General features: G+C 65.1%; 15 protein-coding genes and 1 pseudogene. 14 read left to right on the top strand and 2 right to left on the bottom strand.

All coding sequences use genetic code 11. The features are described 5' to 3' along the window. The first annotated feature begins 37 nt into the window (after positions 1-37). The 5 genes from kdpA (at position 38) to KIH81_RS00615 (ending at position 8,433) form a co-directional block, all read left to right on the top strand. Positions 38-1,714: a potassium-transporting ATPase subunit KdpA gene (gene kdpA, locus KIH81_RS00635; protein WP_214303622.1), complete on the top strand. Its 1,677-nt coding sequence runs from the start codon at positions 38-40 to the stop codon at positions 1,712-1,714. Position 1,715: 1 nt separating this feature from the next. Then, entirely contained in the window at positions 1,716-3,890 is a 2,175-nt protein-coding gene (kdpB, locus tag KIH81_RS00630; protein WP_214303621.1) for a potassium-transporting ATPase subunit KdpB, read from the top strand. 31 nt (positions 3,891-3,921) lie between these two features. Further along, a complete protein-coding gene (kdpC, locus tag KIH81_RS00625; RefSeq protein ID WP_214303620.1) occupies positions 3,922-4,554 on the top strand; it encodes a K(+)-transporting ATPase subunit C in 633 nt (210 codons plus the stop codon). 166 nt (positions 4,555-4,720) lie between these two features. Continuing rightward, positions 4,721-7,723, top strand: a complete 3,003-nt coding sequence (locus tag KIH81_RS00620; RefSeq protein WP_214303619.1) for an ATP-binding protein — start codon at positions 4,721-4,723, stop codon at positions 7,721-7,723. Continuing rightward, positions 7,720-8,433 carry a response regulator gene (locus tag KIH81_RS00615; RefSeq protein WP_214303618.1) on the top strand — a complete coding sequence of 238 codons (714 nt, stop codon included), beginning with the start codon at positions 7,720-7,722 and terminating at the stop codon, positions 8,431-8,433. The genes KIH81_RS00620 and KIH81_RS00615 overlap by 4 nt, the downstream gene beginning before the upstream one ends. 116 nt (positions 8,434-8,549) lie before the next feature. On the opposite strand, the pseudogene KIH81_RS00610 reads toward KIH81_RS00615, so the two are convergent. Further along, positions 8,550-8,972 (bottom strand): annotated as a pseudogene (locus KIH81_RS00610) (NAD(P)H-hydrate dehydratase); the annotation flags it as partial. Between the two features lie 421 nt (positions 8,973-9,393). On the opposite strand from KIH81_RS00610, the gene KIH81_RS00605 reads away from it, so the two are divergent. The 7 genes from KIH81_RS00605 (at position 9,394) to KIH81_RS00575 (ending at position 15,959) form a co-directional block, all read left to right on the top strand. Then, on the top strand, positions 9,394-10,497 hold the full coding sequence (locus KIH81_RS00605) for an IS30 family transposase (RefSeq protein ID WP_214303617.1): 1,104 nt from the start codon (positions 9,394-9,396) through the stop codon (positions 10,495-10,497). A gap of 80 nt (positions 10,498-10,577) precedes the next feature. Next, complete coding sequence (locus KIH81_RS00600) at positions 10,578-10,853, top strand: type II toxin-antitoxin system RelB/DinJ family antitoxin (RefSeq protein ID WP_214303616.1); 276 nt, start codon at positions 10,578-10,580, stop codon at positions 10,851-10,853. 49 nt (positions 10,854-10,902) lie between these two features. Continuing rightward, positions 10,903-11,940 (top strand): sortase, encoded by a 1,038-nt coding sequence (locus KIH81_RS00595; RefSeq protein WP_214303615.1) that lies wholly within the window; start codon positions 10,903-10,905, stop codon positions 11,938-11,940. A gap of 187 nt (positions 11,941-12,127) precedes the next feature. After that, positions 12,128-12,325 (top strand): hypothetical protein, encoded by a 198-nt coding sequence (locus KIH81_RS00590; RefSeq protein ID WP_214303732.1) that lies wholly within the window; start codon positions 12,128-12,130, stop codon positions 12,323-12,325. A 16-nt stretch (positions 12,326-12,341) separates the two neighbouring features. Next, positions 12,342-13,190, top strand: a complete 849-nt coding sequence (locus tag KIH81_RS00585) for a VirB6/TrbL-like conjugal transfer protein, CD1112 family (RefSeq protein ID WP_214303614.1) — start codon at positions 12,342-12,344, stop codon at positions 13,188-13,190. 25 nt (positions 13,191-13,215) lie between these two features. Next, entirely contained in the window at positions 13,216-13,557 is a 342-nt protein-coding gene (locus KIH81_RS00580) for a PrgI family protein (RefSeq protein WP_236029024.1), read from the top strand. Beyond that, positions 13,557-15,959 (top strand): VirB4-like conjugal transfer ATPase, CD1110 family, encoded by a 2,403-nt coding sequence (locus tag KIH81_RS00575; RefSeq protein WP_214303613.1) that lies wholly within the window; start codon positions 13,557-13,559, stop codon positions 15,957-15,959. Before KIH81_RS00580 ends, KIH81_RS00575 begins: the two co-directional genes overlap by 1 nt. A gap of 14 nt (positions 15,960-15,973) precedes the next feature. On the opposite strand, the gene KIH81_RS00570 is transcribed toward KIH81_RS00575, so the two are convergent. Then, entirely contained in the window at positions 15,974-16,198 is a 225-nt protein-coding gene (locus KIH81_RS00570) for a hypothetical protein (protein WP_214303612.1), read from the bottom strand. Positions 16,199-16,472: 274 nt separating this feature from the next. Here KIH81_RS00570 and KIH81_RS12235 point away from each other — a divergent pair, with 274 nt between their 5' ends. Then, positions 16,473-17,960, top strand: coding sequence for a lytic transglycosylase domain-containing protein (locus tag KIH81_RS12235; protein ID WP_214303611.1), 1,488 nt, complete (start codon positions 16,473-16,475; stop codon positions 17,958-17,960). A 9-nt stretch (positions 17,961-17,969) separates the two neighbouring features. Further along, complete coding sequence (locus KIH81_RS00560; RefSeq protein ID WP_214303610.1) at positions 17,970-18,572, top strand: hypothetical protein; 603 nt, start codon at positions 17,970-17,972, stop codon at positions 18,570-18,572. Positions 18,573-18,886: the final 314 nt, after the last annotated feature.

Genomic DNA, 18,886 nt, shown 5'->3' with positions numbered 1-18,886 from the left:
TGTACTTGAGAGATCTTAGGAATCAAAGGTTCATCACATGGTATATGTATTTGCGATCATGGCATTCGCGCTGATTGCCATCATCCTTGCGGCGATCTACAAGCCGCTGGGCGATTACATGTTCAACGTGTTCACGACCGACAAGGACCTCTTCTTCGAGAAGTGGATCTACAAGGTCGTCGGCGTTGACTCCAAGAAAGGCCAGACCTGGAAGGCGTACCTGCGCGGTGTGCTCGGGTTCTCCCTGATGAGCGTGCTGGTGCTTTACCTGCTGCAGCGCGTGCAGCAGTGGCTGCCGTTCTCGCTGGGCTTCCCGAACGTGCAGGGCCCGCTCGCGTTCAACACCGCGGCCTCGTTCGTGACCAACACCAACTGGCAGTCGTATTCGCCGGACGTCACGCTCGGCTACACCGTGCAGTTCGCCGGCCTCGCCGTGCAGAACTTCGTGTCCGCGGCCGTGGGCATCGCCGTGGCCGTGGCGCTCGTGCGCGGGTTCGCGTGGCGCAGGTCGGAGACCATCGGCAACTTCTGGGTCGACCTGACCCGCTGCACGATGCGCATCCTTCTGCCGATTTCCATCGTCATGGGCATCATTCTCATTGCGCTCGGCGTGGCGCAGAACTTCGCCGGGTTCGTGGACGTGAACACCGTCGCCGGTGGCACCCAGAAGATCATGCAGGGCCCGGTGGCCTCACAGGAGGTCATCAAGGAGCTCGGCACCAACGGCGGCGGCTTCTTCAACGCCAACTCCTCGCACCCCTACGAGAACCCGAACATGTGGACCAACCTCATCGAGATCCTCCTCATGCTCGCAATTCCGGTGGCCCTGACCCGCACCTTCGGCCGCATGGTCGGCGACATCCGTCAGGGCTACGCGCTGCTCGGCGCGATGGTCATCATCTTCGGCATCAGCTTCTTCGCCGTGGTGACCGCCGAATCCTTCGCCAGCGACCCGATCACCTCCCTGACCGGCGGTTCCATGGAAGGCAAGGAGACCCGCTTCGGCATCGTGTGGTCCGGCCTGTTCGGCACCACCTCGACCTCGACCTCCACTGGCGCCGTCAATTCGATGCACGACTCGTACACCGCACTCGGCGGCATGATCTACATGCTCAACATGATGCTCGGCGAGGTGAGCCCGGGCGGCGTGGGCGCGGGCCTGTACGGCATCCTCGTGATGGCCGTCGTGGCCGTGTTCATCGCCGGCCTCATGGTGGGCCGCACGCCGGAATACCTCGGCAAGAAGATCGGCCCGCGCGAGATGAAGATGGCCTCGCTGTACTTCCTCGTCATGCCGATCACCGTGGTGGTGGGCGTCTCCCTGAGCTTCGCCGTGCCGTTCGCACGTCAGTCGATCTTCGACACGTCGCTCAACAACAGTGGCAACCACGGCTTCTCCGAGGTCGTCTACGCCTTCACCTCGGCCGCGAACAACAACGGCTCCGCCTTCGCGGGACTCACCGCCGACACCCCGTGGCTCGACACCACGCTGGGATTGGCGGTGCTCATCGGCCGTTTCCTGCCGATCGCCCTGGTGATCGCGCTGGCCGGTTCGCTTGCCAAGCAGGACAAGGTGCCGGTGACCGCCGGCACGATGAAGACCGACAACGGTCTGTTCGTCGTCCTGCTGGTGTTCGTTATCTTCCTGATTTCCGCGCTGACGTTCTTCCCGACGCTTGCTCTGGGACCGTTGGCAGAAGGTTTGGTGGCTTGATATGACTTCCGCAACCGCGAACGACGTCAACAACGGCGCGACTTCCATCGCGAACGACGTCAAGAAGTCCAACGAGCAGTCGTTGGGCGCGATGCTGAGCAAGAGCCTGCCGGATGCGTTCCGCAAGTTCGACCCGCGCAACATGTGGCACAACCCCGTGATGTTCATCGTGTGGGTGGGCGCCGCGTTCCTGACCCTGCTGGGCGTGTGCCAGCTGTTCGACACCGCCCTCACCGATGGCGAGCCGGTCTACTTCACCTGGATCGTGGCCATCGTGCTGTGGGCCACCGTGCTGTTCGCCAACCTCGCCGAGGCCGTGGCCGAGGGCCGCGGCAAGGCGCAGGCCGACGCGCTGCGCAAGACCCGTACCACCACGCCCGCCCGTCTGGTCAAGGGCTACGACGAGAAGAACGACCCTGACGTGCGCGCCCCCGAGCGCGGTGAGGGCCCGTCCTACATCGAGGAGGTCCCCAGCTCGGACCTGAAGCTCGGTGACGTGGTCGTCGTCTCCGCCGGAGAGCTCATCCCCGGCGACGGCGACATCATCTCCGGCATCGCCTCCGTGGACGAATCCGCCATCACCGGCGAATCCGCACCCGTCATCCGCGAATCCGGCGGCGACCGCTCCTCGGTGACCGGCGGCACCCGCGTGCTCTCCGACCGCATCGTGGTGCGCATCACCCAGAAGCCCGGCGAAAGCTTCGTGGACAAGATGATCGCCCTGGTCGAAGGCGCCAACCGCCAAAAGACCCCGAACGAGATTGCTCTCGACGTGCTCCTGAGCTCCCTGACCATCATCTTCCTTGTGGTGGTGCTGTGCATCAACCCGCAGGCCTCCGCGGTGGGCGCCTCCGTGAGCCTGACGGTGCTGGTCGCTCTGCTCGTCTGCCTCATCCCGACCACCATCGGTGCCCTGCTGTCCGCCATCGGCATCGCCGGCATGGACCGTCTGGTGCAGCGCAACGTGCTTGCCACCTCCGGCCGCGCCATCGAGGCGGCAGGCGACGTGACCACGCTGCTGCTCGACAAGACCGGCACCATCACCTACGGCAACCGTCAAGCCTCCGAATTCCACGCCCTGCCCGGCATCGATCATGACGACATCGTCAAGGCGGCCGCATTGAGCTCGCTGGCCGATGCCACACCCGAAGGCCAGTCGATCGTGGCACTCGCCAAGTCCGACGGCTTCGACGTGGACGAGGTGCCGGGAGCCGTGGCCGTGCCGTTCACCGCCGAAACCCGCATGTCGGGCCTCGACCTGCCGAACGGCGACCGCATCCGCAAGGGTGCCACCTCCGCCGTCGAGGCATGGATCGACAGGGAAGGCGGTACCATGACCACCGAGGTGAGGGACGCCCTGCATGACCGCGTGGCCGCCATCTCCGGCCAAGGCGGCACGCCGCTGGTCGTCGCCGAGCAGTACGCGAACGGCGAGGCCAAGGTGCTCGGCGTCGTCCAGCTGAAGGACGTCGTCAAGAAGGGCCTGAAGGAGCGCTTCGCCGACCTCAGGAAGATGGGCATCCGCACCGTCATGGTCACCGGCGACAATCCGCTCACGGCCAAGGCCATCGCCAAGGAGGCCGGCGTGGACGACTTCATCGCCGAGGCCAAGCCCGAGGACAAGCTCGCCTACATCAAGAAGGAGCAGGCCAAGGGCCAGCTCGTCGCCATGACCGGCGACGGCACCAACGACGCCCCGGCCCTCGCCCAGTCCGATGTCGGCGTGGCCATGAACTCCGGCACCTCGGCCGCGAAGGAGGCCGGCAACATGGTCGACCTCGACTCCGACCCGACCAAGCTCATCGACATCGTGGCCATCGGCAAGCAGCTGCTCATCACGCGCGGCGCCCTGACCACCTTCTCCATCGCCAACGATGTGGCCAAGTACTTCGCCATCATCCCGGCCATGTTCATGGAGAAGTTCCCGGGACTCGGTCTGCTCAACATCATGGGTCTGCACAGCTCGCTGTCCGCCGTGCTCTCCGCGATCATCTTCAACGCGATCATCATCGTGCTGCTCATCCCGCTGGCCTTGAAGGGTGTCAAGTACCGTGCCGAGGCCAGCGAGAAGATCCTGGGCCGCAACCTCAAGGTCTACGGCCTGGGCGGCATCATCGCGCCGTTCGTCGGCATCTGGATCATCGACCTGTTCGTCCGTCTGATCCCGGGCTTCTGATCCGAAGAGCGATTAGGAAAGAGTGATTGTCATGAAGAACACCATTTCGCTGAACCTGCACGCCTATTGGGCCGGGCTCAAGGCGGTGATCGTCTTCACCGTCATCGTGATCGTCTACACGTTCGTGATGACCGGCATCGGCCAGCTCGGCATGCCCGACAAGGCCAACGGCTCGATGATTACCAACGCGCAGGGGGAGGTCGTCGGCTCGTCGCTGATCGGCCAGTCCTTCACGGACGCCAACGGCGACGCGCTGCCCCAGTACTTCCAGTCCCGTCCGTCGGCGGCATCCGACCCGAACAAGGACGAGGACAGCCAGGGCTACTACGCGGCCGCGTCCGCCGGCACCAACAAGGGCCATGCCGACGCCGATTTCGTCAAGTCCACCACGGAACTGCGCAAGACCATCGCCAAGCGCGAGGGCGTGAGCGTCAAGGACGTGCCGTCCGACGCCGTCACCGCGTCCTCCTCCGGACTCGACCCGGAGATCAGCCCCGAATACGCGGCCATTCAGGTCAAGCGCGTGGCCAAGGAGCGCGGTCTGAGCGAGGAGCAGGTCGAGAATCTGGTCCGGAAGTACACCACCGGTCGCGGGCTCGGCTTCATCGGCGAGTCCACGGTGAACGTGGTCCGGCTCAATCTGGCGCTTGACGAGCTCAAGTGATTCGGCATGCGGTCTGCCGGTGATTCGACTGATGCGTTGTCGTCGATCGCCGTGGCAGGCGGCGGCCGGTCGTCAGGGGTGGTGACGCGGGACATTCGCGCCGCCACCCCTGACGACGTTTATCGTATACAGTCGTATTGGGATGTCTGGGAATACGGGGGCTGATATGGCACAGGCACGAGGAACGTTCAGGGTGATGCTGGGTGCCGCACCGGGCGTGGGCAAGACGTGCGCGATGCTCAAGGAGGGGCATCGCCTGCAGGAGGACGGCAAGGACGTGGTCATCGCCCTGTTGGAGACCCATGGCCGCGCCGCCACGGCCAAGGCCGCCGATGGGCTCGAGATGGTGCCGCGGCGGCATCTGCGCTACCGCGGCATGTGGCTCGAGGAGATGGATCTGTTCAAGATCATCGAACGGCACCCGCAGGTGGCGCTCGTCGACGAGCTCGCCCACACCAACGCACCCGGATCGGTGCACAAGAAGCGCTGGCAGGACGTCATGGATCTGCTCGACGCCGGCATCGACGTGATCACCACGATCAACGTGCAGCACATCGAATCGCTCAACGACGTGGTGCGTGAGATCACCGGCAGCACCCAGAAGGAGACCGTGCCGGACAAGGTGCTGCGTTCCGCCTCCCAGGTCGAACTGGTCGATTTGCCGCCCGAAGGCCTGCGCGAGCGTCTCGCCGCCGGATTCGTCTACAAGCCCGACCGCGTGGATGCGGCCCTGAGCAACTACTTCCGCGCCGGCAACCTCACCGCCCTGCGCGAGCTGGCCCTGCTCTGGCTGGCCGGGCGCGTGGACGAGGCGCTTAAGGCCTACCGCGAGGAACACCACATCAACGCCAAATGGGAGACGCGCGAGCGCGTGATCGTCGCGCTGTCCGGCGGGCCCGAAGGCGAGCAGCTGCTGCGGCGCGGGGCCCGCGTGGCCCGGGCGTCCGGCGGCGGCGACCTCATCGCCGTGCACGTCACCCCCGAGGACGGGCTGGCCGGCTCCAATCCCGCCCTGCTCATCAAGCAGCGCGAACTCGTCGAGGAGCTGGGCGGCACCTATCATCAGATCGTCGGCGAGGACATCTCGGAAGCCCTGCTCGACTATGCGCGTGCGAACAACGCCACGCAGGTCATCGTCGGCGTCTCCCGGCGCAACGCGCTTTCGCGCTGGCTGGGCCGGCCCTCCACGCCCAACGGCATCATCGAGAAATCCGGCGATATCGACGTCCATATCGTCACGCACTCGTTCGTCAACAAGGGCTTCAGGATGCCCTCCTCGAATAGGCATCCGATCGCGTGGAGGCGCAGGGCGGCCGGGTTCGCGTTCGCCGTGTTGTCCGTGCTGCTCGCCGGTTGGATGCTGTACCAGTTCAGCGCGCCCACCTATGCGCAGCGCGACGCCTTGGTGCTGCAGCTGCTGGTGGTGGTCTCCGCCGTGATCGGCGGGCTTGTGCCCGCCATGGTGTGCGCGGTGCTTTCCGGACTTGTGCTGGACCTGCTCTACACGGTGCCCATAGCGACCTTCCATGTGATGCGCGCCTCGGACATGGTGACCATCGTGCTCTACGTGCTCGTGGGCGTCATCGTCTCCGCGGTGGTGGACCGCGCCGACACCATCGCACGGCAGGCCCGGCGCGCCAGCGCCGAATCGGAGACCCTGGCCAGCGTGGCCGGGGCGGTGCTGCGCAGCGACGATCCGCTTCAGGCCATCGTGCACCGCACCCGCGAGGCGTTCGGATTCTCCTGCGTGCGCGTCGTGCAGGACGGCCACGTCATCATCTCGGACGGCGAACCGGGCACGAGGACGGATTCCGCCATCGACGGCGACGGTGACCTCGCCGTGTCCGTCGAGGAGCCGGAGACCATAGCCATGTCGGACGACGGACCGGAGCTCAAGCTGTACGGCAAACCCGTCGAGGCTTCGGACCAGCGCATGCTGCTGGCCATCCTCTCGCAGATCCAGACCGTGCTCGAGCACAAGGATCTGGAACGCAAGGCCAGCGAGATCGGGCCGCTCGCCGCCGCCGAGAAGGTGCGCACCGGCCTGCTCAACGCGGTCAGCCACGACCTGCGCCGTCCGCTCGCCTCGGCCACCGCCGCCGTCTCCGGACTGCAGCGCATGGGCGACACGATGAGCGCGCGGGACCGCAAGGGACTGCTCAGCGTGGCCTCCGACGGCCTGAAGCAGCTCACCAAGCTCGTCACCGACCTGCTCGACGTCTCGCGCATCCGCGAGGGCGCGCTGCCGCTGTCGCTGGTGGTCACGGATGTGGGCGAGGAGATCATCCCGTTGTTCGACGAACTCGGCATCGGACCGTGGTCCATCGATCTGGACATCGCCCCCGACCTACCGCTGGTCGTGGCCGATCCGGCCCTGCTTCGCCGCGCGCTGTCGAACGTGCTGGTCAACGCGATGCGGTTCACCCCGTCCTCCAAGCGGGTGCGGCTGTCCGCCTCCTCGTTCAACGGCGTGGTCGAGATCCGCGTGGCCGATCAGGGCCCCGGCGTGCCCGATTCGCGCAAGAATGACATCTTCCTGCCGTTCCACCGCCTCGGCGACACGGACAACACCACCGGTCTGGGGCTGGGCATGGCGCTGTCGAAGGGGTTCGTCGAATCGATGGGCGGTTCGATCAGTCCCGAGGACACGCCGGGCGGTGGCCTGACCATCGTGATCACCCTGCGTGTGGCCGACCAGAAGCTGCGTGTCGGACAGCCGATTCCGGCCGACGACCGACCTGATCCGGCCGACATCATCGCCAAGGACATGCTGAACGTTTCAGGGGCCGTGTCCGATGTGATCCTGCCGCTGCCGGGCAGCGGGCAGTCCGACGAGCGCGGGCTCGACCGGTTCATCAACTACGGCATCATGCGCGGCGGCAGGGATGAGGGGGATGCGGACTCCGACGATTCCGGCTCCTCGGTTGACGCCGGCGCTGGGGAGGGCGCGGGGTCAGGTTCCGATGCCGCGCCTGACGCCGGTGAGCGGCATGACGTTGCGGAAGCGGATGATGATGAACGACGGTATGACGACGATTCCACGGGCGGCACACAGTCCGGCGTGGAACCGGTCTCGATGGATGCCGTCGCCGACGGTGGCGGCGCCGGTGACAGAGCGACGGGTTGGGACCCGTCGCTGACGGATTCGGGAGAGGAGGCACGTCGATGAAGATTCTGGTGGCGGACGACGATCCGCAGTTCCTCAAGGCGTTGAAGATCACCCTGCACTCGCAGGGCTACGACATCGTCACCGCGCGTGACGGCGTCGAATGCATCACGGTGGCGGTCGAGGAGCACCCCGACCTGTTCGTCCTGGATCTCGGCATGCCCAGAATGGACGGCACGGGCGTGATCCAGGGCGTGCGCGGCTGGACCGAGGCGCCGATTCTGGTGGTGTCCGGGCGCACCGACGCGCGTGAGAAGGTGGCGGCGTTGGACGCGGGTGCCGACGACTATGTGACCAAGCCCGTCTCCATCGACGAGCTGCTGGCCCGCATCCGCGCCCTGCTGCGCCGGGTCGCGCAGGAGAGCACGGCGGAAAGCGAGACACCGCTGGTGCGGTTCGGCGACGTGACCGTGGATCTCAACGCCCATGCCGTATTCTGCGGGGAAGCGGGGCGCGAAACGCGTGTGCGGCTCACGCCCACCGAGTGGAAGGTGCTCGAGGTGCTGGTGCGCAATGCCGGCAAGCTCGTGACCCGTCAGGACCTGCTCACCTCGATCTGGGGGGCGCAGCACGTCAAGGACACCGGCTATCTGCGACTGTACATTTCGCAGTTGCGCAAGAAGATCGAGCCGGATCCCGCGCGGCCCAGGTATCTGAAGACGGAGACCGGCATGGGCTACCGTCTCGACATCGACGGCGAACCGGAGGCCTGAGACGGTCGGCGGATGGTGTGACCGTTTTTTCGGATAAAAGATTGCTTGGCTTCCCTGAGCGAGGGAAGCCAAGCAATGCGGCTCTTCGGTTCTCGGACTCTCGGACTCTCGGACTCTCAGGCGATCACGTCGGCGATGGCCTCGGGGATGGCTCGGATCACGTCGCCTGCCACGATGGGGTGACCCAGCGTCATGAACCGCTGACGGCGGCCGTGCCCCACCAGCTCGGGCTCCTGCCAGCCCTGCTGCTCAGATTCCGAGGCGATCGCCGCGGCCATGCCATGCAGGTAGGCGGCGGACGCCACGGTCTCGGCCGTGGTGATCTCAGGGCCCTGCTGCGCCAGCAGTGCGCCGGCGAGACCGGCAAGCACGTCGCCCGCGCCGGCGGTGGCCAGCCATGCGGGGGCGCTGCCGGAGACATAGACATGGTCCTCGTCCACCACGATGGTCACCGCGCCCTTGAGCAGCACCGTCGCACCGGTCAGCTCATGCGCGCGGCGTGCGCTGGCGAGCGGATGGGATGTCACATCCTGCACGGTGAACCGTGACGAATCGGAAGGACCGGCATGACGCGGCCGGCCGGCCGGCTCCAGTGTCGGCGCGATTGCGTCCGGTCCGTCCTCGCCATTCGTCGGTGCGCTGGGCCCGGCCGCCTCGGTTTCGATCGTGCCGGATTCGTCGTGCCCGGCGTCGTCATCGGCAACGTGCCCGGCAGATTCGTCATCCGCAGCGTCGTCGGCGGTCGGAGCGCCGGTCTTCGACAAGGGATCGACCTCGAGCCGGTTGAGCAGCGCCGCCATCTCGCCGGCATGCGGTGTGATCACCACCTGACCGGGCACATGGTCGGGTAGCAGATCCAGCGCTCCGGCGTCCACCCCCGAGTTCTAAATAGAAGCGCAACGCTTGTCTATGGTTGGAAGTGTTCAAGTTCATAACCGAAGAGAAAGTGTTGCGCTCGATATGAAAGCTTATTCCCACCTGTCGGCAGAGGAACGCGTCCGGATCGACGAACTGAGGAACCGGGACGGTCTCGGTGTGCGTCAGATCGCGTTGAGGATCGGCCGTGACAAGTCGACCATCAGCCGCGAGCTGAAACGCGGCCTGTGGTTCGCGTCCAACGAGAACGACCCGTACCGCCCCTACCGGCCGGAACGCCTGAAGACCGGGGCGTGGACGTCGCGGCCGTTCTATTCGGCCATGACCGCGCAGCGCAAGGCCGAGACGCGTGCCCGCAGGTCGCGCAAGCCCCTGCGCATGGCGTACGACCCGCCGCTCTCGTGGGTCATGGACGCCCTCAGGAAGGGGTGGACGCCCGAACGCATCGAGGGACGGCTCACGGTCGAATTCCCCGACGACCCGCGCATGAGGGTCAGCCACGAGTGCCTCTACCGGTGGATCTACGCGAAACTGCAGAGGACGCTGGACCTCAGGCAGTACCTGCCGAGAGGCAAACGGCATCACACGCGCGCCAGGGGACGCCGGTCGAAGGGGCCGCACATCCCGATGCGCGTGCCGATCGCCGACAGGCCCAAACGCGTGGACTCCCGCCGTGAGTTCGGCCACTTCGAGTCCGACACCGTCATCGGCGCCGCCCCGTCGAAACGGTGCATCGACACGCAGGTCGAACGCAAGAGCCGCAAGCTGTTCGCCAGGTTCATCCCCGACAAGAGCGCGCTGGCGACCGCGCGCGCCGAATACGACATCTACAAGGACATCCCCGCGCCCGCGCGCATCGACCGCACCTGGGACAACGGGACCGAATCCTCCTGCCACCTGCTCGTGGACGAGGCGCTCGGCATGCTGACCTATTTCGCGGACCCGTACTCCTCGTACCAGCGGGGCACGAACGAGAACCGCAACGGGCGCATCCGCCGCTACCTGCCCAAGAAAACCGGCCTCGACGACCTGACGGACGCGGACCTGCAGGCCATCGTGGACGAGATCAACGACACCCCCATGAAGGTCCTGGGCTGGGAAACACCCAACGAGGTTTGGTACCGCGAACTCGGCAAGGTAATGTCAAAGACACGACAACCAACGACGGGCGTTGCACTTACAAATTGAATTCGGGTACCCGGACACGCACGCTGCGGTGACGTATGCTGGATAGCGTTTATCCGCGTTGATGTAGGGGAGGAGTTCCCATGGCGACCACTGCGCCGACCTCGATTCGCATCGATCCCGAACTGCGACGCCAGGCCGAATCGGTTTTCGATCAGCTCGGTCTGACGCCGAGCGCGGCGATCACCCTGTTCTATAAGGCCGTTGTGCGCGAGAACGGGCTGCCGTTCGAGTTGACGCTGAGCCCGATTGAGCCCAAGGTCGACGCGGACAGCGTGTTGGTGGAGCGTCTGGTGGGGCTCCTCGCCGAGCGTGGCTGGGCCACGAGGGCGGAGGAACATGGAAAGGTTGAAGGCTGACTCGGTCCATGCCGTTCATGCTGGACGAGTACGGTCACGTCGGAGTCCCGTGGAGTGCCTCTTCGACGTGCTGCTGGGCCTGATAGCCCTGGCGTCGATCATGCTGGGCGTCCAATGGCTCTGGCAGTACTGGGGCGCATCGTTCGACGTGGTCTCGACCATGGAGCGGATCGAGTCCTCGCAGGGCTGGGACCCGTCCGGCGATGCAACGGATTCCGGATCCGCGCGCGTGGCCGAACCCCGGTATTCCGATCCGCCCCTGGAGGCCGCGCCCGGATACGCGGGCGTGATAGGCCACATGTACATCCCCCGGTTCGGATCCGGTTGGGACCGGCTCATCCAACAGGGCACCGGGGATGACATACTCAACAACCTCGGCGTCGCCCATTATGAGAACTCCGTCATGCCCGGCGCGCTCGGCATGACCGGCTACGCGGGGCACCGCCAGTCGGCCAGCCTGTGGCTGCTCGATACCGTCCGTGTGGGCGATGCCGTGGTCATCCGCACGAAGGACTACTGGTATGTGTACCGGATCACCGGCACGAAGATCGTCACCGCGGATGATTGGAGCGTGCTCGATCCCGTGGAAGGCGAGCGTACGCTCGTGCTGACCACGTGCGATCCGAAATACCCCACCAGCGAACCGTCCAACCGTCTTGTGGCGTTCGCTGAATTCGATTACTGGGCCCGGGCCTCGGAGGGAACCGTCAGGGAACTGACCGGTGCGGACTCGACGCCTCGAACCGTCGGCGCGACGATTTCGCGTGTAAGCGATACGGTGCGCCGCGTCAATCATGACGCTCCCGTGACACCCAGCCTGGCCGTGCTCCTGCTGGGCTCCTGGCTGGTGCTTGACGCGGGATGCTGGCTGCTCGACCGCCGTGCCTCCATCCGACGGCTGCGCAGGGATGGGTGGTGGAATCCCATGCTGCTGTTGTGGCGTCTCCAGGCCGGTTTTCTTCCGGTCCGCCTGGTCCTGTACCTGCTGATGTGGTCGGGCGTCGTGTTCACGTGTTTCGCGTGGTTGTGCCCATGGCTGGCCGAGCACGTGTCATGGCTGGCGGCGCCCCATCCGGTGATGGGATGACATTCCCATGCTCGGATTTTTCGTCTGACACGCACGCAACCGGCGTGCGACGGTCTCATGCTGGAGCGGTCGAAAAGACCATGACAGCAAAGGAGACAGAGACATGATGCAGTTGTTCCACGGGTTTTCCGACGGACAGGTTCTGGCGCAGCCGGACGGCGTGGTCCTGGCCGCGGGAGGCACGGAGATGCTCTCCCAGGTGCTGGACCTGTTCGTCCAGTTCACCACGATCGGCGGCGGCGCCCTGCTGGTGTGGGGTGCGGTCGCTCTCGGCACCAGCCTGAAGGATCAGAACGGTCCGGGCATCCAGGCCGGCATGTGGCAGGTGGTGGGCGGTGGCCTGATCATCGCAGCGGCGCAGATTTTCAAGGCCATCGCCCTGTGACGTTGGGGCCGCCGGCATGGAGGATTTCGTCATAGACATGCTCAACGCGATCGGCGGCGGCGTTGACCAGACCGTTGTCGACACGCTGCTGCAGGCCCCGTCCGAGTATTCGGCCAGCCTCTACCAGCTGTCGTTGACGGTCGCCACGGTCGCGGTCAAGCCCATCGCGGCTATCGTGCTGTCGATCGTGTTCATGCTCGAACTCGCCCGTGCCAGCCAGAAGGCCGACGGCGACCGCGAGCTGAGCGTGCGCCTTATCGGCATGATCATGATCAAGCTCACCCTGGTCCTTCTGGCCGCCCAGAACGCCGACCTGATGCTGAAGGGCATCGATGAGGTGGGATCCTCGATCATGGGTGGCGTCACCTCAGTGGCGACGACCACCGGCAACGCCGACACGTTGGGTTTGGGCGACCAGATGAAGGACGCGGTCAAGGACGCGGGCGTGTTTGGCCAGGCCGCATGCCTGGTGCTGCTGATCATCCCGTTCCTGGTATCCAAGCTCGCGGCGATCGTGTTCACTGTCGTCGTGATGCTCCGGTTCATCCAGATCTATCTGATGACCGCGTTCAATCCGTTGCCCATCGCGTTCATCGCCTGCGAGGAGACGCGGCAGATGGGCATCGGCTATTTCAAGAGCTATGCGTCGATCGTATTGCAGTGCGTGACCTTGTATCTGAGCGTGGTCATGTACCGGCAGATGGTTTCGGACGTGATGAAGCCGGACTCGTTCAACAAGGGGGACAGCCTGTCCGGCTGGGTCATCGGCCAGTTCGGCAACCTGCTGCTCGCCAGCGTCCTGCTGATCGGCGTGGTCGCGATATCGAATTCGGTGGCCAAGCGCTGGCTGGGCACCGAGGCATGACGAGGGGAGAGGACGCATCATGCTGATGATGCCCGTATTCCGAGAGATCTCCACGGTGGAGCCGAAGGTCTGGCTGCACATGACATGGCGGCAGCTGCTGAGCCTGACCCTGATGGCAGTCCTGTGCGGCGGCAGCTATGTCGCGCTGTGGCTGCTGGCTGGGTGGGATCCGAACGTGATCATGTATCTGGAATTCCCTCTCATGGTGCCGTTGGCCGCCTACGGGTGGTGGCGGCCCATGGGTCTCATGTCGGAGAAGTACATGCATTACATGTGGCGCCATCTGTCCGGACAACACTTGTGGCTGATGGACGGTCCCGCCCGTCGTTTCCGTCGTTCGCACAAGCCAAGCATGAAGGAGCGTTGATGTTCTCGAAACGTAAGGATAAGACAGGGGAGAACCCTTCCTCCTCCCGCCGGCAGGGTGTGGAACCCTCGCAGGAGGGCCGGGGTCGCAAGCGGCGCATGCCCGCCGGAGTCAAGGATCTGCTCGGATATGATTCGATGGCCCGCAAGGGCGTCGCCTATCTGGGCGACAACCAGTGGTCTCTGACCCTGGAGTTCACCGATATCAACTACGAGATCAGCACCGAACAGCATCAGATGGAGATCATCGACCGGTGGGCGGGCATGCTGAACTCGTTCACGGGCGGCGAACGCCTCCAGATCGGCATCCACACGCGCACGCGAGGCGTCGAACAGGTCGTGGACGAGGTGAGCATGCCGTTGCGCCGTGACGGGTTCGACCAGCTGCGGGAGGACTACAACCGCAACATCCTGGACAAGATGAGCACGGCGACCCGTAACACGGATCAGGTCAAGACTATGACCCTGACCGTGGAGGACGCCGACGCGGAACGCGCGGTCAATTCGCTGAACCGTCTGGTGATGCGCGTGACCGCCCAGTTGAACGCCATAGACGGGTGCCAGGCGACGCGCATGGACCGGGCGGACCGGCTTCGGCTGATGGCCGAGACGCTGCGTTACGGGCAGCCGTTCCTGTTCGATGAGGAACGGTTCATGAAGTCCCGTGGCTTCGGCAAACCGGATACGAAGGATTACGTTGCCCCTTGGGCGATGGACACCCGCAATCCCGGGTATATGAAGATCACCGCGGGGGACCGCACCCGGTACATGCGCACCATGTGGATCAGCGACTTTCCCCCGGAACTGTCCGACCAGCTGGTTTCGGAGATCACCGCCGTTAAGGCGCAGATCGACGTGAGCATCCATCTGGCACCCTATGACAAGGGCGAGGGCCTGCGCATCGTGAAGCGTAAGGACGCCGAACTCGACATGCAGACCATCGAGGAGTCGAAGAACAACATCAAGGCCGGGCTTCCCGCCGACGCGATCCCGCAGGACTTGCGGGACGCGAAGGAGCAGGTCGCCGGCCTGCGTGCCGAACTGCAGTCCACGAACCAGCGTCTCGTGAACGCGATCATGGTCATCGGCATCTCGGCCGACAGCCCCGAGGAACTTGACCAGCATACGGCCGATGTGAAGGCCGCCGCGCTGCGCCAGTCCTGCCAGGTCGAATCCCTCCAGTACATGCAGCCCGAGGGATTGATTGCGGTACTGCCTTTGGGTAACAACCTCCTGCCCATGAAACGCACGCTGACCACGAATTCGGCGTCCATCCTTGTCCCGTTCACCAGCCGTGAGGTCTACCAGCCCGGCGGCATCGTGTACGGTCAGAACCGCAGGTCCGGGAACCTGATTGTCGCGGACCGCAGGAAGGGGCTGAACAGCAACGGCTTCGTGCTCGCCACTTCCGGCGGCGGCAAAAGCTTCAGCGTGAAGTGGGAGCTGGGCGCACTCTACCTGACCCGTGACGACGACATCATCGTCATCGATCCGGAACGCGAATATCTGCCGTTGTGCGAGGCGTTCCATGGATCACGCATCGAGGTGAGTGCCGGCGGCAGCCAGAGGATCAACCCGATGGACATCCTCATGGACGGCACCGATGACGAGGACCCGATTCGAGCCAAGACGTCGGTCGTGGTCGACATGATGGGCAGCCTGCTGGGCGGCAGCCAGGGTCTGGACAAGGTCGAACGCGCCCTCGTGGATCGTTGCGTCATGAACCTGTACCGTCAATTCCGCGAGCATCCGGGCCTGCCGCAGCCCACCCTGGCCGACCTGAGACTGGCCTTGGAAAAGACGGGGGAGAGCGCCGGCCATGAGCTCGCCATCGCCTTGGAAACCTATGCCACCGGCAGTCTGTCGGGCTTCAGCGGCCAGACGAACGTGGACCTGTCCAACCGGTTCACGGTATTCGACGTGTCCGCCTTGGACGGCGAGATCCGCACGTTCGGCATGATGACCGTCCTGGACCAGGTATGGAACCGTGTCCGCCGCAACCAGCAGCTCAACCGTCGCACCTGGCTGTACGTGGACGAGTTCCACCGGTTCTTCGGCAACGAGTACTCTTCCCGCCAGTTCAAGGACATCTTCAAGCGAGCCCGCAAGTACGGGTTGGGCGTCACCGGCATCACTCAGAACATTGAGGAGCTGCTCGGCGACCGGAACGCGAGCCTGATGCTGTCCAACGTCGATTACCTGCTGATGCTCAACCAGCAGCCCACCGACGCGGACACCCTGTGCGACATGCTCCATTTGTCCGACGAGGAACGCGCCTACTTCACCGGCGTGCTGCCCGGCCAGGGCCTGATGAAGTTCGGCAACGCATTCGTCCCGTTCGATGTGCGCATCGACCCGCATACCGAACTGTTCCGTCTGTACGACACCAACTTCGGGGCCTGATCCATGCCGAGCGTCTACCGCAGGAAGGAATCCGGGGATACGCGGCCGGCCGAGACGCACAGGGCCGTGGCCATGGGAACGGTCAATACCGGTGCCAAGTCCATGAGCTCCGGCGTGCAGGCGTCGGGCCACGTCACTACGAGCACGCCGTCGGCCAGCCGCGCGATTCTCGGCACCAGCATCGACCCGATGGGCTCGGGCATCGGATCGGAAGCGACGGTGTCGACGGGTTCCGGCATGCCTGGACGGTCCCGGCAAGGCAATGACGCCGCACGTCCCGCGTACACGTCCTACGCATCCGGGGGCGAAGACCATGGCCGGTCGTCCGGCGGGAACGTTCCCCGCGGCACGTCTGACCGGAAGGCAACGGTCGCCGGGGAGCGTCAGTCCCCGCGAACCGCCGGCCCATCTCCCGTCCAGGGTGCCCGGGGAACGAAACAAGGACCTGCCGTACGCACCGCGGCCGCTGGCCCCGTTTCCGCTGGGCGTTCCTCGCGGGCCGGGGCCCGGACGGTGCGTGACGTCAAGGCCTCATCGCTCCTGCGTTCCGCCGGTTCCGGCCAGGCCATAGCCGCGAAGATCGCGGCCGGGGATCCCGGTGCGCCCGCCGTGGGCAAGAGCGCCGGCAAGCGTGCCGTGGTCCATCGGCTCAAGAGCATCACCGGATTGTCCCGTTTCGGGGTGCAGGGCATCGAGTCGTCGGCGGATCGCATCGCCGCCGGCCTGAACAACGACGGCGACGAGGCCACGCATATCGGAGCCAAGGTCCAGGGCCTGACCATATCCGTATCGAAACGCATGCCGTTCGCCCCACGCGCCGCCTGGCGCGCCGGACGAACGGGAGTGCGTGGCGCGAAGGCCGCCGCACGAGGCGCCAAAACGGCCGTCAAGGGCGTGCGGTCGGCATCCCAGGGAGCCTCCACCGCGGCGCGATGGGCCTCCCGTGCCGCCCAGGCCGCATCCCGGATGGTTGCGCATATGGCCGCCGCGGTCTCCTCATCGCTGGGCGTTCCGGCCGCCGTGGTCCTGTCGATCATCCTGGTGATGGTGATGCTGGTGACCTCGTTCCTGAGCATCTTCAACAGCTCCCAGTCATCGGGACTGTCGAACGTGCCGGCGCAATACCAGTCCGACGTGCTGCGCGCCGGCAGCCTCTGCTCCGATATCACGGCACCCCTGATAGCCGCGCAGATCGAGAACGAATCCAACTGGGATCCCAAGGCGGAGAGCGGTGCGGGTGCGCAGGGCATATCCCAGTTCATGCCGGATACCTGGGCGTCCGTGGGTAAGGACGGCGACGGCGACGGCGTTGCCGACGTGTGGAACCCGCATGACGCGATCTACTCGCAGGGCCTGCTCATGTGCGACCTGGTCAAGCAGGCGAAATCCTACAAGGACAGCGGCCGGCTGACCGGGGACCCCGTCGACCTCGCGCTTGCCGCATACAACACGGGCATGGGCAACGCACTCAAGGCGGGTGGGGTGCCGGCCGGCGAGGTCGCCCGGTATGTATCGCACATCAAGAGCCTGATGAACAAATACCAGGCCTCGGTGGGCGGGGGTGGCGGTTCGGTGGGCGAACTGACCCCGAAACTGTCAGCAAACGCCGCCGGCATCGTTGACATCACCGGCATCGACACCGGTCCCGGCAGCACATATGCGTGGGGGCAATGCACATGGTGGGCGGCGATCCGCCGTTCACAGATCGGCAAGCCGGTCGACCCGTATATGGGTGATGGCGGCAGGTGGGGCGTGACCGCGCGAAGTCTCGGATACTCCGTGAGTCTGGATCCGTCTCCGGGCGACGCGGTCAGTTTCCATGCCGGGGTGCTGGGTGCCGATCCCACGTACGGACATGTCGCCATCGTGGAGGCCGTATACCCGGACGGTTCGATCCTGATCAGCGAGGCCAACGCCAGGGGCGTCGGCGTGGTCTCCACACGCACATTCACCAAAGCCGAACTCGATGCGAATCGAGGCGGCATGGACTTCATCCACTAAGGAAAGGACGTGACCGTGAAAGACCGAAAACGTGTGATACTTGTCGTCCTCGCCTGCCTTCTCGCGCTCACCCTGATCATCGTGTCGGGCATGTTCTCACGGCAGCGGGCCCGCCAGAGGCAGAACGAGACGGCGCAAACGTCATCCGCGACGATTGACGTCACCCGGAGCACGAGCCGTAAGAAAGACACCGGAGAAGCCGGGCGATCATCCGCCGGACAGGAGTATCCGGGCCTCTCGGCCGACAAGGCGGGTGACGTGTGCGGAAAACTCGCACCGAAGGCCCTGACCGCCTACTTGGATGCCGACGCCGACCTGACCGGCTGGTTCGCCGAGAACGCTGAAGGCCTGCAGTGGCGATCAAAGATCATCGCCCAGCCGGATGCCGACCCACAGGGATTCCTGTCCTACCAAGCCGATGACGCGGTCTCCTGCAGCGTCTACCAGGGTCTCCCGTTCGCCTGGACGCTCACGTATGAGAAGGACAAGACCATGGGGTGGATTATCACGAGGATCGACCCGCCTTCGGAGGGTGCGTTCACCCCGTCCAAGGGCACCGGCCCCCAGACCGCGGACGGGCAACGTGCCTCGGCGGAGGACGACACGCAATGACGAAACGCCTGTCCCCAAGACTCAAACCCGCGGAACTGGAATCGATCTGCCTGGACATCGAGCAGTGGGATCTGCTCGAACAGGTGGCCGATCATCCCAGCGCATGGCCCGAACTCCAGGACTGGATCGACCATGCTCTCTCGGTCGGGCCGGACCTTGCCGGAGAACCGCCCGAACCGCCCGCAGGCTGGAAACGGGGTGACAACAAACGACCGCCGAAATACCTGAAAACCACAAAACCACAGGCCCTCGCGGAACCGGCCGCCGCCCCGCCGCCCGCAGCAGAGCCTTCGGATATCAAGCAGACCGGTGAA

The organism is Bifidobacterium miconisargentati, assembly GCF_019331675.1.
Classification (GTDB): domain Bacteria; phylum Actinomycetota; class Actinomycetes; order Actinomycetales; family Bifidobacteriaceae; genus Bifidobacterium; species Bifidobacterium miconisargentati.
This window is presented reverse-complemented; position numbering and strand designations above follow the sequence as displayed.

Coding starts and splice junctions, on each gene's coding strand:
- KIH81_RS00575 (WP_214303613.1), top strand. CDS start 13,557: ATGTTCTCGAAACGTAAGGATAAGACAGGGGAGAACCCTTCCTCCTCC.
- KIH81_RS00585 (WP_214303614.1), top strand. CDS start 12,342: ATGGAGGATTTCGTCATAGACATGCTCAACGCGATCGGCGGCGGCGTT.
- kdpB (WP_214303621.1), top strand. CDS start 1,716: ATGACTTCCGCAACCGCGAACGACGTCAACAACGGCGCGACTTCCATC.
- kdpA (WP_214303622.1), top strand. CDS start 38: ATGGTATATGTATTTGCGATCATGGCATTCGCGCTGATTGCCATCATC.
- KIH81_RS00570 (WP_214303612.1), bottom strand. CDS start 16,198: ATGCCGGAACCCGTCGACACCGTCGCTTCCGATCCGATGCCCGAGCCC.
- KIH81_RS00615 (WP_214303618.1), top strand. CDS start 7,720: ATGAAGATTCTGGTGGCGGACGACGATCCGCAGTTCCTCAAGGCGTTG.
- kdpC (WP_214303620.1), top strand. CDS start 3,922: ATGAAGAACACCATTTCGCTGAACCTGCACGCCTATTGGGCCGGGCTC.
- KIH81_RS00590 (WP_214303732.1), top strand. CDS start 12,128: ATGCTCTCCCAGGTGCTGGACCTGTTCGTCCAGTTCACCACGATCGGC.
- KIH81_RS00600 (WP_214303616.1), top strand. CDS start 10,578: ATGGCGACCACTGCGCCGACCTCGATTCGCATCGATCCCGAACTGCGA.
- KIH81_RS00620 (WP_214303619.1), top strand. CDS start 4,721: ATGGCACAGGCACGAGGAACGTTCAGGGTGATGCTGGGTGCCGCACCG.
- KIH81_RS00580 (WP_236029024.1), top strand. CDS start 13,216: ATGATGCCCGTATTCCGAGAGATCTCCACGGTGGAGCCGAAGGTCTGG.
- KIH81_RS00605 (WP_214303617.1), top strand. CDS start 9,394: ATGAAAGCTTATTCCCACCTGTCGGCAGAGGAACGCGTCCGGATCGAC.